Source organism: Variovorax sp. Varisp53 (assembly GCF_059491555.1).
In genome coordinates this window covers 5,778,947-5,790,989 of the sequence record NZ_CP168512.1, presented here as the reverse complement: position 1 = coordinate 5,790,989, position 12,043 = coordinate 5,778,947, and the positions used below count along the sequence as shown (strand labels likewise).

Genomic DNA, 12,043 nt, shown 5'->3' with positions numbered 1-12,043 from the left:
GAGCAGCCGGCAGGATAGCGAAATGCTGCCGCTTTCGGCCAGCTCCTTGGCGACCGCGCGGCTGTCGGAGGGCGTACCGTCAGGCCGCGCTCAGGATGGGCGGGCAACGATCCCGCGTCATCTTTTTTCAATAGACAGGGAGTCTCTCTTGCACATCATCTGGACCATCTTGATCGGCTTCATCGCGGGGCTGATCGCCCGCGCCATCCTGCCGGGCAACAACTCCATGGGGTTCATCCTCACCGTGATTCTGGGCATTGCCGGGTCGCTGGTGGCGACCTATGCAGGACAGGCCCTGGGGCTGTACGCTGCGGGCGCGGGCGCCGGCTTCATCGCCTCGGTGATCGGCGCGGCCCTGCTGCTCGGGGTCTGGCATCTCGTGACCCGGTAACAAGGAGATCTCCATGGGTTTACTCGACATCCTCCAGCAGGCCATCGGCGGCAACGACAGCCCCGAGGCCCACCTCGACAAGGTCACGCAGCAAGCATCGACCGACGAAGTCGGTGCGGGGCTCGCCGCTGCCATGCGCTCCGACCAGACGCCGCCTTTCGGCGACATGGTGGGCAAGCTGTTCGGCCAGTCGTCGCCGCAGCAGCAGGCCGGCGTGCTCAACCAGATCCTGGCCACGCTGGGCCCGGCAGCGGCCTCGGCGCTGGCCGGCGGCGTGCTCGGCCGCATGCTGCAGCCGGGGCAGACGCAGGTCACGCCCGACCAGGCCTCGCAGCTGTCGCCTGCGCAGGTGACCGAAATCGCCGCGCATGCCGAGCAGCAGCACGCGGGCTTGATCGACGAGGTGAGCCGGTTCTATGCGCAGCACTCGGGGCTGATCAAGACGCTGGGTGGCGCGGCGATTGCCATCGCGCTGGCGAAGATGAAGGAAAACGCCACGCGCGGTTGAGGCCGCGCGGCCCGGTCAGCGGGACGACGCAGGGGGCTCGGGCTGCGCCGTGTCGCCGCCGCGCTCATGCGCATCGCGCGCCAGGCTGCGCTGGTTCCAGAAGTGCATGGATGCCGCACGCTGCGGCGTCAGCTGCGTCGGGAAATGCACGAAGTGGCTGTCGGTGGTCGCGTAGATCGCAGGCGCGTCCAGCGACAGCGTGTCCACCACCTGGGCTTCGGTGACGAGGCCGTGAGCATTGAAGACATTCGCGAAGTAGGTCTGGTCGCCGCCGTTGGCGTGCACCGACGAGCGGTCGGGCGCGGCCTCGATCTGCCGGCAGACGTCTTCCACCAGCGCGTGCATCGCGGGCGTGTTGCGCACGCCGACCACGCTGGAGTTCATGTTCCAGGCCGTGTGGTCGTTGCCCACCAGCGCCTGCCGGCCGTCGACCAGCGGCTCCATGCGCAGCGACTGGTTCATGGCCAGGATGTCCGCATCGATCCACAGCAGGAACTCGTGCTCCGCGAGGTGGCGCCGCATGACGTGCGGCTTGGCCCACGAGCCCGTCAGCCCGTTGGCAAAGTCGGGCACCTTGCGGTAGAGGTGGTAGCCGTAGCCATGGCGCAGGCAGTAGCGCGCGAGGCTTTCTTCGTGGATGCGGCCATAGCTGGCGATGTGGTGCGTGTAGATGCTGACGAAGGCGATGCGCGCACCGGGGTTCAGGTGCAGGTCGTCGCCGGGCGGTGGCGCGGTCTCGGCGAGCACGAGGAAGGGCGGGCGTTCGCCGGCGGCCAGGGCCGCGGCGTCCTCGACGAGGTTCTGCACGCCGCGGAAGTCGTAGTCCAGCGCCGGCGTCCACTGGTTTGCGGCGCCTGTGCGGCGCCAGGTGGGCGCGTCGCTGGCCACCAGCGGGCGCACACCCTGGATCGATTCGTAGTAGCTGCCCGCGGGCCAGTTGGCCTGCACGTTGGCGTGGATGCCGTTGGGCAGGGGAAGGGCGCAGGGGCGGGGCGGGAAGACATGGGCGACCAGCGCGTTCTCGGGCTGCTCGTTGTCCTCCAGGATGCGCACTGACCAGTGGGAGACATGATCGACCAACTGGCGCACCTGCTCGCGCACCGCAGCCGTGTTGCGCAGCAGCAGCATGCTGGTGTTGCAGAGCGCGTCGTCGTCGGGTTGCGCGCAGACCAGCGCGTCGATGCCGTCGAACGCCTCTTCCAGCGGTCGGGGCCAGTAGACGACCGCGAACTGGTCGAGCACCAGCAGCAGGCTGCCCTCGTCGGCTTGCGCCAGGTGCTGGTAGATCGCGTGATAGCGGAAGAAGACCGGCTGGCGCGGACCCCACACGTGGGTGCTGTCGGCGATGCGGTGCGCGTAGCCGTACCGGCGCGCATAGGCTGCGTGGTTCTCGACCAGGCCCTCGACGGGGCGTGTGGCCAGCGTGGTCAGGATGGTGGCCATCTGATCCGTTCTCCCTTTCGATGTGGTCCCGCGGCGTTGGCCGCCGCTATGCGCCGGAAGCTTGCCGTACGACGCCGATGATGTACTCGATTTCCTCGTCGCCGAGCATCGGATAGAGCGGCAATGCGAGCGAACAGCCGGCCAGTTTTTCGCTGTGCGGCAGGGCGCCGGTGCCGTGCCAGGGCCGCAGCGCCTCGTGCCGGTGCAGCGGTTGCTCGTAGTAGACCCGGGTTGCGATCCCGGATGCGGCCAGCCGCGCCGCGAAGGCCGCGCGTTCGCAGGGGCCGGGCAGGGTGACGACGAAATAGTTCCACGCGTGGCCCGCCGAGTCTCGCGGCAAACCGATCGGACAGTCCGCCCAGGCCGCCATGTAGCGCGCTGCGATGGCGCGCCGTCGCGCGATGTTGTCCGGAAAGTCGTCCAGTGCGGCATTGAGCAGGCAGGCCTGCAATTCGTCCATGCGGCTGTTGTGCCCGAGGCAGTGGTGCCGGCCGTCGGCGTAGCCGTGGTTGCGCAGCAGCCGGGCCTTGCGGGCGTGCTGCGGATCCCTGAAGGCCAGCGCACCGGCGTCGCCGGCGGCGCCGAGGGTCTTGGTCGGATAGAAGCTCATCGCCGTGGCGTCGCCCCAGGTGCCGGCGGCATGGGCGCCCAGGCATTGCGCCACGTCTTCGATCAGCCACAGCTTCTCGTCGCGGCAGTAGGCGGCCAGTTCGGGCAGGCCGCTCGGGTCGCCGAAGAGGCCGACCGCGAGGATCGCGCGGGTGCGTGGCGTGCGGGCGTCGCGGAAATGCGCGAGCGTCGGCAGGAAGTCGTCCGGCGCGCTGTCGACGAAGACCGGCCGCGCGCCCGCAGCGAGCACCGCTTCCGCGCAGGCGACGAAGGTGTAGCTCGGCAGCAGGACCTCGTCCAGCGCGGCCCCTCCGCCCGCGCTTCCGATGCCGAGGCTCTTGAAGGCCAGCAGAAGCGCTTCGGAGCCCGATCCCACGGCCACGGTCTCGCGGCCTTGCAGCAGGCCGGACAGCCGTGCCTCGAAAGCCTCGGCTTGCGGACCGAGGATGTACACGCCGCTGCGCAGCACTGCGGCGAGGGACTGGGCCAGGTGCGCCGCTTTCGGCTCGGCAGATGCGGCCGACCGGAACAGCGGGATCTTCATGCGTGCAGTACCTGGCAAGCCCGGGTCACGGCCGCCAGGCCATCGGCACCCGAGGCGACGCGGCTGGCCTGGCCCAGGATGGCGCGCCTGAAGCCGTGGTACTGCCGTGCCAGGGCGTCGTCGCCGGTCGTCGTTGTCGTCGAACGCGCGCCGCTGCGCAGGTCCAGCAACTGCTCCCGGTGGCCATCGCACACCTGCAATTGAGCGATCGCCGGCGTGCTGGCGTAGCCGCTCTCGAATTCGGCGACCAACGTGCCCAGCCGCACGCGCGCGCGCACGCTGTGCACATCGATGTGCCGTGCGAGCACTTCCATTGGCGCTTCCGCGGGAATCGCGCACAGCCAGGCGAACAGGTCGAGGTCGTGCACCATCAGGTCCAGCACGCTCTCCCTGGCCATGGCAATGCGCGTCGAATAGCGGCGAAACCGCATGAACGGACGCTGGTCCTGGCGGTGGCTTGCCGCGGCATTGCGCAGCCGGGCGAGGAGCACGGCGTCGAACACGGGGTTGAAGCGCTCGATGTGGCCGGTGCTCAGGGTCACGCCGCATTGCCGCGCCGTGCGGATCATCAGGGCACCGTCGTGCCGGTCGATGCAAAGCGGCTTTTCGACCAGCACGTGGCAGCCACGCCGCATCAACGACAGGGCAAGCTCGGCGTGCGCGTCGTCGCTGGTGGCAACGGTGGCCGACGCGATGCCCGGCGGTAGGTCGTCAAGGCTGGACAGCAATGGCAGCGCCGCGAGTTCCGCGCCGGCGCGGGCCGACGACGAGCAATCCACGAGGGCGCGCAGCTGGAAGCCGCGCAGGGCGAGGAGCTTTCGGGCGTGGATGCTGCCGAAGCGGCCAAGGCCCACGATCGCATGGGCCAGTGCGGCGTCGGCCGGGCTCGCGGCTGCCGTGTCGGCGGCGATGGCGGTCGGGCTGTCGTCGCTGGCGGGCGTCGTGAAGGTCATCGAGGCATCGATGGATGTGTCATCGCATCGCGTCGCGCAGCCGATCCGCCACGGCCTGCAGATGCGCGCCGCGGATGACGTGCTTGTAGACGCCGGCCGCGACGCGTTCCTCTCCGAAGATTTCGAAGGCGGGTTTGGTGGCGGGCGCCTCCGCCAGTTCATAGCGCGTGGGCTGCGCGGCGAAGAGGCATTCCCGGCCATAAGCCTGGGCGCCGAACTCGGCGATGAAGCCCGCCAGCTCGCGCTCCAGCTGGCCGCCGAAGCTGCGCGCGTAACCGTGCATGTCGTCGAGCTTGGCCTGCAACTCGGGGCCGTCGAGCTCGACCATGACATGGCGCTCGGAAGCCAGCCGTGCCGGTGGACTCGGATGGCCCACGGTGGGATAGCCGAGCGAAACGACCGTGCGGCCGCGCGCCGCGGCGTGCGCGGCGACCTGGTTGGCCAGCAGGCGGCACAGGTCGTGCGAAGGGTTGTAGTCCTCGGCTTCGTCGGCGACGATGCAGTCGATGCCTTGTTCGACGACATGCGTCGTCAAGGCGTGCACCCACTGCGTGAACAGGCGCGTGTCGCCTTCGAGCAGCGCCCGGTAGATGTCGGCATCGGCAACCGGTTGCACCACATCCGCAATCCAGCGGGCCCCCGCGCGTGCGAGGTTGTCGATCGTCGGTTCGAGCCGCGGCACGCCGCTCGAACCGGCGCCGTTGGTCAGCACCACGAAGTCCGGCCGCTCGTTGCGCAGCCACTTCCACAGCAACAGTTCGTGCCCCGAATGGGCGGCGATCACCAGCGCCTTCATGCGCGTGGACCGCCGGGCCGGACGAGGGTTGACACCCGCCGCAGCGGTCCGGTCACACGCCACGAACGGCTGGCGTAGACCTCGCGCAACTGCGCCTGGAGCAGGGCGAGTTCGGTGCGCGCCTGCCGGGTCTGCTGCTCGGCTTCGGTCAGCCGTGCGTTGCAGTCGGCGTTCGATTGCGCCGCCTGTGCGGCCTGCGCGGCGGTCTGCATGGCGGCGAGCTCCGTCTGCCGGCGTGCCTCTTTGGCCTGGCGTTGTAGCTCTGCCTGCAGCGCGTCGATTCGAGCTTGATGCATGCGTTGATGGTCGTTGAAGGACTGCTGGATCCACCCGATGTGCTGCTGCAAGGACGCAACAGCCAGATGCGCCGCCGACGGGTTGCCGCGCCGGATCCAGTCCTCCATGTAGCGGGCCACCTCGTTCGCCCGCTGGCTCGCGGGCACCTCGATCACGGGATGCTGCAGGGCCATGCCCTGCGCGCAGCGCTCGAGCGCGCCGAGCGTTGCGTCGAGGCCGCCATGCGCACGCATCCATTCGCCGGCCTTGCCTGCATCCTCGGCGTCGTAGCGGTCGAGCTCGGCGCCCACGTTCTCCCGCGTGATCGGCCGGATCAGCAGCGCCCGGCCAAAATTCCAGCGCCGCGCGTGGGCCGCGGTGGCCGCCGTCACCATCTCGCCCATGCCCGCGCTCGGATCGAGCACCACCACCGCGTTGCCGGTGCACAGTGCCTCGGTGGCGCAGCGCCCCTTGCCGAAGACGATGTCGTAGCGGCCGTGTGCCTCGGCCGGGTCGGGCAGGTGGTTGCCGGTGCCGCTGCCGATCACGTCCAGCGACAGTCCGCGCTGCACGCAGGCGGCGCGGATCTCCTCGAGCTGCGCGTCGTGCGAGGCGTAGTTGCTGAAGACCAGCGCCGTCCGGGGCCGGGCCGGCAGCTCGCTGCGCCGCGGAAAGCGCGAAAGATCGACCCCGTTCTGGATCAGCTCGATGCGCTCGCGCGCGATGCCGAACTCGTGCACCAGGCGCTCCGCGCAGTTCTCGTCGACGGCCACATGGCATACGACCTGGGTGAACTGCGCCGGGCGTCCGTGTTCGGCGCTTCGGTCGTGGCAGATCGTGAGGACCGGCACGTCGTGGAAATGCAGCAGCGCGCGAACCGTCTCGTGGTGGGTGTTGCCGATGATCACGTTCGGCCGCGCCGCGATGTCGCTCAGTTCGGTGACGCAGGCAATCGAGGCAAAGCGCAGTTCGTCGGCCATGTCCCCGAAGGCCGTTGCAAAGATCGTGACGGCGTGGCCGCGGCGGCGCAGCCACAGCGCCAGGTCGCGGGTGAACATTTCCGCGCCTGTTCGATGCACCAGGAAGCACATGGCCAGCAGGAAGTGCATCGGCCTGCCTGACTGCGGCGCGTCCGCCGCTGGGACGGTCGCCGCGGCGTTCAATCGAGCGAGGGCGCGCCGGCCAGAACGTGTCCTGCCTGCTGGTCGGCGTGGTAGCTGGAGCGCACCATCGCGCCCACGGCCGCGTGGCTGAAGCCCATCTTGTAGGCCTCTTCCTCGAACATCTTGAAGGTGTCTGGGTGCACGTAGCGGCGCACCGGCAGGTGCGAACCCGACGGCGACAGGTACTGGCCGATGGTCAGCATGTCGATGCCGTGCGCGCGCATGTCGCGCATGACCTGCAGGATCTCCTCGTCGGTCTCGCCGAGGCCCACCATGATGCCGCTCTTGGTCGGCACGTCGGGGTGCAGCGCCTTGAACTTCTTCAGCAGGTTCAGGCTGAACTGGTAGTCGCTGCCGGGACGCGCTTCCTTGTACAGGCGCGGCGCGGTCTCGAGGTTGTGGTTCATCACGTCCGGCGGCGCGGCCTTGAGGATTTCAAGGGCGCGGTCGTCGCGGCCGCGGAAGTCGGGCACGAGGATCTCGATCTGCGTCATCGGCGAGAGCTCGCGGATGTTGCGGATGCAGTCGACGAAGTGCTGGCTGCCGCCGTCGCGCAGGTCGTCGCGGTCGACGCTGGTGATCACCACGTACTTCAGGCGCAACTTGGCGATGGTCTTCGCGAGGTTGAGCGGCTCGTCCTTGTCGAGCGGGTCGGGGCGGCCATGGCCCACGTCGCAGAACGGGCAGCGGCGCGTGCACTTGTCGCCCATGATCATGAAGGTGGCCGTGCCGTTGCCGAAGCATTCGCCGATGTTCGGGCACGAGGCCTCTTCGCAGACCGTGTGCAGGTTGCTCTCGCGCAGGATCTGCTTGATTTCGTAGAAGCGCGTGGTCGGGCTGCCGGCCTTGACGCGGATCCACTCGGGTTTCTTGAGCACCTCGCCCTGCTGCACCACCTTGACGGGGATGCGCGAGAGCTTGGCCGCGGCCTTCTGCTTGGCCAGCGGGTTGTAGTTTTCGGCGCTTTGGGCGTCGCGGACGACTTCTGTGGTGCTCATTGGTGTGTCAAGGCGCCAGGAAGGCGCCGAGCTTCTGGCTCAGCACCGTGGCGGCTTCTTCCCATGTGGTTTGGATGCCGATTGTAGAAAGGTCGACCGTCTGCAGCCCCGCATACCCGCATGGGTTGATGCGGGAGAAGGGTTCGAGGTCCATCTCGACATTGAGCGCCACGCCGTGGTAGGTGGCGTGGCGGCTCACCTTGATGCCCAGCGCGGCGATCTTGCCGAGACCGCGAAACGGGTCGCCCGCGGGCAGAGGACCAGCGAGGGCCGAACCGTTTGAAGGCGATGCTTTCAGCATCGCGTGCGAGAACGGGTCGTCGAGCCGCACATAGATGCCCGGCGCGCTCGCCACGCGGTGGCCGGTGACGCCGAAGTGAGCCAGTGTGCGCAGCACCGATTCCTCGATGCGATAGACGTATTCCTTGACGAAGTAGCCCGCGCGGCGCAGGTCGATCAGCGGGTAGGCCACCACCTGGCCGGGGCCGTGGAAAGTGACCTGGCCGCCGCGGTCGGTCTGCACGACGGGAATGGCGCCGGGGTTCAGGATGTGGTCCTGCTTGCCCGCGATGCCTTGCGTGAAGACCGGGGCGTGTTCGCAAATCCACAGCGCATCGGGCGTGTCCGCTGTGCGCTCCTGCGTGAACTGCTTCATTGCCGCGAAGGTGTCGGCGTAATCGACGCGGCCCAGCGGGCACAGCTCGATGGCGGGGACGGTCGCGGCGGCGTCTGTCATGGAATGGCCTGCCGTGCGGACAACTCGCGGCTCAAAGCACGACCTTGACCATCGGGTGCGCCGACAGCGCGCGGTAGATGTCGTCGAGCTGCTCGCGGCTGGTGGCCGTGACGGTGATGGTCACGCCGAGGTAGTTGCCGGCCTTGCTGTCGCGCAGCTCGACGGTGGTGGCGTCGAAGGTGGGGTCGAAGCGCTCGGCGATCTGGGTGATGGCGTGCACGAAGCCGTCGACCTTGGCGCCCATCACCTTGATCGGAAACGGCGAGGGGTACTCGATCAGCGATTCCTTGCGCGGATCGGGGATCGAGGTGGTTTCGGTGGTGGTCGTGTTGTCGGTCATGCCGGGGCTCCGTGTTTCTGTGCGTTGTGTTGCTTGGCCTGCTGGTAGGCCGCATACAAGCTCTGGTAGATGGGGCCGGGGCGGCCATTGCCAATAGCCTGCCCGTCGAGGGTGACGACGGGCAGCAGCTCCTTGCTGGCCGATGAGATCAGCAGCTCGTCGGCGGCGAACACTTCCTCCCGGGAGATGCGCCGCAGTTCGAATGGAATGTCCAGCGAGTTGCTCAGGCGCTCGAACAGCCCGTAGCGGATGCCGGTCAGCACCAGATTGTTCTTCGGCGGGCCCATCAGCTTGCCGTCCTTCACGATCCACACGTTGCTCGACGAGGCCTCGCTGAGCCATTCGTCGCGGAACATGATGGTCTCGGTCGCGCCGGCTTCCACGCTGATCTGGCGCGCAAGCACGGCGCCCAGCAGGCTGGTGCTCTTGATGTGGGCCTTCTGCCAGCGGAAGTCGGCCGCGGTGACGCAGGCCACGCCCTTGGCGCGGATGGCATCGGAGATGGGCGGCAGCGGGTTCACCATCACGAACACCGTCGGGCGGATGCCGCGCACCATCGCGTGGTCGCGCGGGGCCACGCCGCGCGTCACCTGAAAGTAAACGGATTGGGGTGCATCGCCGCCGGGCGCGACCAGCCGCATCACGATCTCGCGCCACTGGGCGAGCGACAGCGGGTTTTCTATCTGCAGTTCGGCGAGCGAGCGGTCGAGGCGGGCCATGTGCTCCTCGAAGCAGAAGGGCTGGCCGAAGTAGACGGGGACGTATTCGTAGATGCCGTCGCCGAAAATGAAGCCTCGGTCGAGGACGCTGATCTTCGCGTCGCGCAGGGCGGTGTATTCGCCATCGAGGTAACAAAGCGTGGCGGGCAGGGCATCGGTGATAGGGTGCATGCCGGAATTATGGTTGCGTGCGCCGCGTCGGGTTCGCGTCAGGGAATGCGGCATCGATTTGCATGCGCGACAGCGCAGGTGGCGGGACAGGCTGGGTTTTTACTTATAATCAATGGCTTTGTAGAAATTCTGGGTCGTCATCCGGGCTTCATTCGAAATGAAAAAAATCGCCCGTCAAGACTCGGAGGTCGCTGAAGACCTCGACGCAGAATTCAAGCCGTTGACCGCCGATGAGGCGCGTGAACTGCGGGCAAAGAACCCTTCGGTCTCCCCATGGCGGGTGGTCGCGGGGCAGTTGGTTGTCGGTCTGGTGGTGGCTCTGGCCGCCTGGGGACTGACGGGGAGGCAAAATCTGGGTTGGTCCGCCGCTTACGGCGCGATCGCGGTGGTCATTCCGGCGGCGGTGTTCGCACGCGGGTTGACCGGCAGGTTCTCTTCCCTGAATCCAGGCACTGCGGTGTTCGGGTTCTTCCTCTGGGAAATGGTCAAGATGGCCTTGTCCGTGGCGATGCTGATCGCCGCGCCAAGGCTGATAACGGCGCTGAGCTGGCCAGCAATGCTGATCGGCCTGGTGGTGACAATGAAGGCGGCCTGGTTGGCGGTGATGTTCTCGCCCCGGCGCCGGCAACAACGAGACGAGTAACGGAATGGCTGCTGAAAACGCTGCGGAACATGGTCAGACCGCTGGTGAATACATCGTTCACCACTTGACGCATCTGCAAAGCTCCAAGCCTGCAGGTGTGGCCGATCTTTCGGTCTTCAACTTCGATTCGCTGTTTTTCTCCATCGCTCTGGGTATCCTGGGCTGCTGGTTGCTCTGGCTGGCTGCACGCAAGGCCACGTCGGGCGTTCCGGGGCGCTTCCAGGCCGCCGTCGAACTGCTGGTTGAAATGGTCGACCAGCAAGCCAAGGGCATCGTGCACAACGCCACGAGCCGCAAGTTCGTCGCACCGCTGGCCCTCACCATCTTCGTGTGGATCTTCCTGCTGAACGCAATGGACCTGTTCCCGGTCGATTTGTTCCCGGCGATCTGGGCCAAGGTCTTCGGCATCGCGGGCGAAGACCCGCACCACGCCTACCTGCGCGTCGTGCCCACCGCCGACCTCTCGGTGACGATGGGCATGTCGGTGGCCGTGCTGCTGATCTGCATCTTCTACAACATCAAGATCAAGGGCGCCGGCGGCTGGATCCACGAGCTGTTTACCGCACCCTTCGGCAACCACTGGGCGCTGTATCCCTTCAACTTCGCCATGCAGATGATCGAGTTCATCGCAAAGACCGTCTCGCACGGCATGCGGTTGTTCGGCAACATGTACGCCGGCGAACTGATCTTCCTGCTGATCGCCCTGATGGGCGGTGCCTGGTCCGTGTCGGCCACCGGCATCGGCCTGGCCATCGGCCACATCATCGCGGGCACGGCCTGGGCCATCTTCCACATCCTGATCATCACGCTGCAAGCCTTCGTGTTCATGATGCTGACGCTGGTCTACATCGGCCAGGCCCACGATCACCACTGATCATCCGCTTTCGTTTTTTGTTTTTCGTTTTCTCTTCAACCAAAGTCCTCTAGGAGTCATCATGGAAGTTATTAGCTTTGTTGCACTGGCCGCCGGCCTGATCATCGGTCTGGGCGCTGTGGGCGCATGTATCGGCATCGGCATCATGGGCAGCAAGTACCTCGAGTCGGCCGCACGTCAGCCTGAACTCATGGGTGAACTTCAAACCAAGATGTTCCTGCTGGCTGGTCTGATCGACGCCGCTTTCATTATCGGCACCGGTATCGCTCTGTGGTTCGCAACGGCCAACCCGTTCCTGGCTCAGATCGCCAACCTGCCGAAGTAAGTCTTTCTCGTCGGACCTGCGTCGTCGTTCCCTAGTCCCCTAGCGAATGGCTTCGATTCAATCCCAAAGAGAGGGTGAAAAGTGAGCATTACCGGTACCCTGATCGTTCAGATGATCGTGTTCCTGATCCTGGTCGGGTTCACGATGAAGTTCGTGTGGCCGCCGATCGCGAAAGCGCTGGACGACCGCGCTGCGAAGATCGCCGAAGGCCTCGCTGCCGCCGACAAGGCCAAGTCCGAGCTGTCCGCCGCCAACAAGCGCGTGGAAGCCGAACTGGGCCAGGCACGCAACGAGTCCGCACAGCGTCTTGCCGACGCCGAACGTCGCGCCCAGGCCATCGTTGAAGAGGCCAAGGCCCGCGCGACCGAGGAAGGCAACAAGATCGTTGCTGCCGCACGCGTCGAAGCCGACCAGCAGGCACTGAAGGCCCGTGAAGCCCTGCGCGAGCAGGTTGCCGCGCTGGCCGTCAAGGGCGCAGAGCAGATTCTGCGCAAGGAAGTGAATGCGGGCGTTCACGCCGATTTGCTCGCCCGCCTGCAGACCGAACTCTGATA

Annotated in this window: 15 protein-coding genes; 6 read left to right on the top strand and 9 right to left on the bottom strand. The window is 66.8% G+C overall.

All coding sequences use genetic code 11. The features are described 5' to 3' along the window. Positions 1 to 148: 148 nt before the first annotated feature. Both ACEOAB_RS27145 and ACEOAB_RS27140 read left to right on the top strand, forming a co-directional pair. Complete coding sequence (locus tag ACEOAB_RS27145) at positions 149 to 391, top strand: GlsB/YeaQ/YmgE family stress response membrane protein (RefSeq protein WP_056589387.1); 243 nt, start codon at positions 149 to 151, stop codon at positions 389 to 391. A 13-nt stretch (positions 392 to 404) separates the two neighbouring features. Further along, positions 405 to 899: a hypothetical protein gene (locus ACEOAB_RS27140; RefSeq protein ID WP_495653229.1), complete on the top strand. Its 495-nt coding sequence runs from the start codon at positions 405 to 407 to the stop codon at positions 897 to 899. Positions 900 to 914: 15 nt separating this feature from the next. Here ACEOAB_RS27140 and ACEOAB_RS27135 read toward each other — a convergent pair whose 3' ends face one another. From ACEOAB_RS27135 to ACEOAB_RS27095, 9 genes are all read right to left on the bottom strand, one after another. After that, positions 915 to 2,342, bottom strand: a complete 1,428-nt coding sequence (locus tag ACEOAB_RS27135) for a glycosyltransferase family protein (protein ID WP_413749727.1) — start codon at positions 2,340 to 2,342, stop codon at positions 915 to 917. Positions 2,343 to 2,388: 46 nt separating this feature from the next. Beyond that, the gene (locus ACEOAB_RS27130) at positions 2,389 to 3,495 is read right to left on the bottom strand and encodes a DegT/DnrJ/EryC1/StrS family aminotransferase (protein ID WP_413749726.1); all 1,107 of its coding nucleotides are present in this window, start codon (positions 3,493 to 3,495) and stop codon (positions 2,389 to 2,391) included. Beyond that, a complete protein-coding gene (locus tag ACEOAB_RS27125; RefSeq protein ID WP_413749725.1) occupies positions 3,492 to 4,448 on the bottom strand; it encodes a Gfo/Idh/MocA family protein in 957 nt (318 codons plus the stop codon). Before ACEOAB_RS27125 ends, ACEOAB_RS27130 begins: the two co-directional genes overlap by 4 nt. Positions 4,449 to 4,467: 19 nt before the next feature. Then, positions 4,468 to 5,244, bottom strand: a complete 777-nt coding sequence (locus ACEOAB_RS27120) for a hypothetical protein (protein ID WP_413749724.1) — start codon at positions 5,242 to 5,244, stop codon at positions 4,468 to 4,470. Continuing rightward, entirely contained in the window at positions 5,241 to 6,578 is a 1,338-nt protein-coding gene (locus tag ACEOAB_RS27115; protein ID WP_495653228.1) for a glycosyltransferase family 4 protein, read from the bottom strand. Before ACEOAB_RS27115 ends, ACEOAB_RS27120 begins: the two co-directional genes overlap by 4 nt. Positions 6,579 to 6,679: 101 nt before the next feature. Further along, positions 6,680 to 7,681, bottom strand: a complete 1,002-nt coding sequence (lipA, locus tag ACEOAB_RS27110; RefSeq protein ID WP_056589367.1) for a lipoyl synthase — start codon at positions 7,679 to 7,681, stop codon at positions 6,680 to 6,682. 7 nt (positions 7,682 to 7,688) lie between these two features. Then, a complete protein-coding gene (gene lipB, locus ACEOAB_RS27105) occupies positions 7,689 to 8,417 on the bottom strand; it encodes a lipoyl(octanoyl) transferase LipB (RefSeq protein ID WP_413749722.1) in 729 nt (242 codons plus the stop codon). A gap of 31 nt (positions 8,418 to 8,448) precedes the next feature. Beyond that, positions 8,449 to 8,757, bottom strand: a complete 309-nt coding sequence (locus tag ACEOAB_RS27100) for a YbeD family protein (RefSeq protein ID WP_413749721.1) — start codon at positions 8,755 to 8,757, stop codon at positions 8,449 to 8,451. Beyond that, entirely contained in the window at positions 8,754 to 9,647 is an 894-nt protein-coding gene (locus ACEOAB_RS27095) for a D-amino acid aminotransferase (protein WP_413749720.1), read from the bottom strand. Before ACEOAB_RS27095 ends, ACEOAB_RS27100 begins: the two co-directional genes overlap by 4 nt. Before the next feature lie 157 nt (positions 9,648 to 9,804). Between ACEOAB_RS27095 and ACEOAB_RS27090 the strand changes: the two genes are divergently transcribed. The 4 genes from ACEOAB_RS27090 (at position 9,805) to ACEOAB_RS27075 (ending at position 12,041) form a co-directional block, all read left to right on the top strand. Further along, on the top strand, positions 9,805 to 10,290 hold the full coding sequence (locus ACEOAB_RS27090) for an ATP synthase subunit I (RefSeq protein ID WP_007830187.1): 486 nt from the start codon (positions 9,805 to 9,807) through the stop codon (positions 10,288 to 10,290). 4 nt (positions 10,291 to 10,294) lie between these two features. Beyond that, positions 10,295 to 11,164, top strand: coding sequence for a F0F1 ATP synthase subunit A (gene atpB / locus ACEOAB_RS27085; protein ID WP_413749719.1), 870 nt, complete (start codon positions 10,295 to 10,297; stop codon positions 11,162 to 11,164). A 61-nt stretch (positions 11,165 to 11,225) separates the two neighbouring features. After that, positions 11,226 to 11,489, top strand: a complete 264-nt coding sequence (atpE, locus tag ACEOAB_RS27080) for a F0F1 ATP synthase subunit C (RefSeq protein ID WP_007830191.1) — start codon at positions 11,226 to 11,228, stop codon at positions 11,487 to 11,489. Between the two features lie 81 nt (positions 11,490 to 11,570). Continuing rightward, the gene (locus ACEOAB_RS27075; protein WP_007830193.1) at positions 11,571 to 12,041 is read left to right on the top strand and encodes a F0F1 ATP synthase subunit B; all 471 of its coding nucleotides are present in this window, start codon (positions 11,571 to 11,573) and stop codon (positions 12,039 to 12,041) included. Positions 12,042 to 12,043 lie beyond the last annotated feature (2 nt).

Bases quoted from the DNA above. Each gene is read 5' to 3' on its own strand.
- ACEOAB_RS27140 (WP_495653229.1), top strand. From the start codon at position 405: ATGGGTTTACTCGACATCCTCCAGCAGGCCATCGGCGGCAACGACAGC.
- ACEOAB_RS27135 (WP_413749727.1), bottom strand. From the start codon at position 2,342: ATGGCCACCATCCTGACCACGCTGGCCACACGCCCCGTCGAGGGCCTG.
- ACEOAB_RS27130 (WP_413749726.1), bottom strand. From the start codon at position 3,495: ATGAAGATCCCGCTGTTCCGGTCGGCCGCATCTGCCGAGCCGAAAGCG.
- ACEOAB_RS27125 (WP_413749725.1), bottom strand. From the start codon at position 4,448: ATGACCTTCACGACGCCCGCCAGCGACGACAGCCCGACCGCCATCGCC.
- ACEOAB_RS27120 (WP_413749724.1), bottom strand. From the start codon at position 5,244: ATGAAGGCGCTGGTGATCGCCGCCCATTCGGGGCACGAACTGTTGCTG.
- ACEOAB_RS27115 (WP_495653228.1), bottom strand. From the start codon at position 6,578: ATGTTCACCCGCGACCTGGCGCTGTGGCTGCGCCGCCGCGGCCACGCC.
- lipA (WP_056589367.1), bottom strand. From the start codon at position 7,681: ATGAGCACCACAGAAGTCGTCCGCGACGCCCAAAGCGCCGAAAACTAC.
- lipB (WP_413749722.1), bottom strand. From the start codon at position 8,417: ATGACAGACGCCGCCGCGACCGTCCCCGCCATCGAGCTGTGCCCGCTG.
- ACEOAB_RS27100 (WP_413749721.1), bottom strand. From the start codon at position 8,757: ATGACCGACAACACGACCACCACCGAAACCACCTCGATCCCCGATCCG.
- ACEOAB_RS27095 (WP_413749720.1), bottom strand. From the start codon at position 9,647: ATGCACCCTATCACCGATGCCCTGCCCGCCACGCTTTGTTACCTCGAT.
- ACEOAB_RS27090 (WP_007830187.1), top strand. From the start codon at position 9,805: ATGAAAAAAATCGCCCGTCAAGACTCGGAGGTCGCTGAAGACCTCGAC.
- atpB (WP_413749719.1), top strand. From the start codon at position 10,295: ATGGCTGCTGAAAACGCTGCGGAACATGGTCAGACCGCTGGTGAATAC.
- atpE (WP_007830191.1), top strand. From the start codon at position 11,226: ATGGAAGTTATTAGCTTTGTTGCACTGGCCGCCGGCCTGATCATCGGT.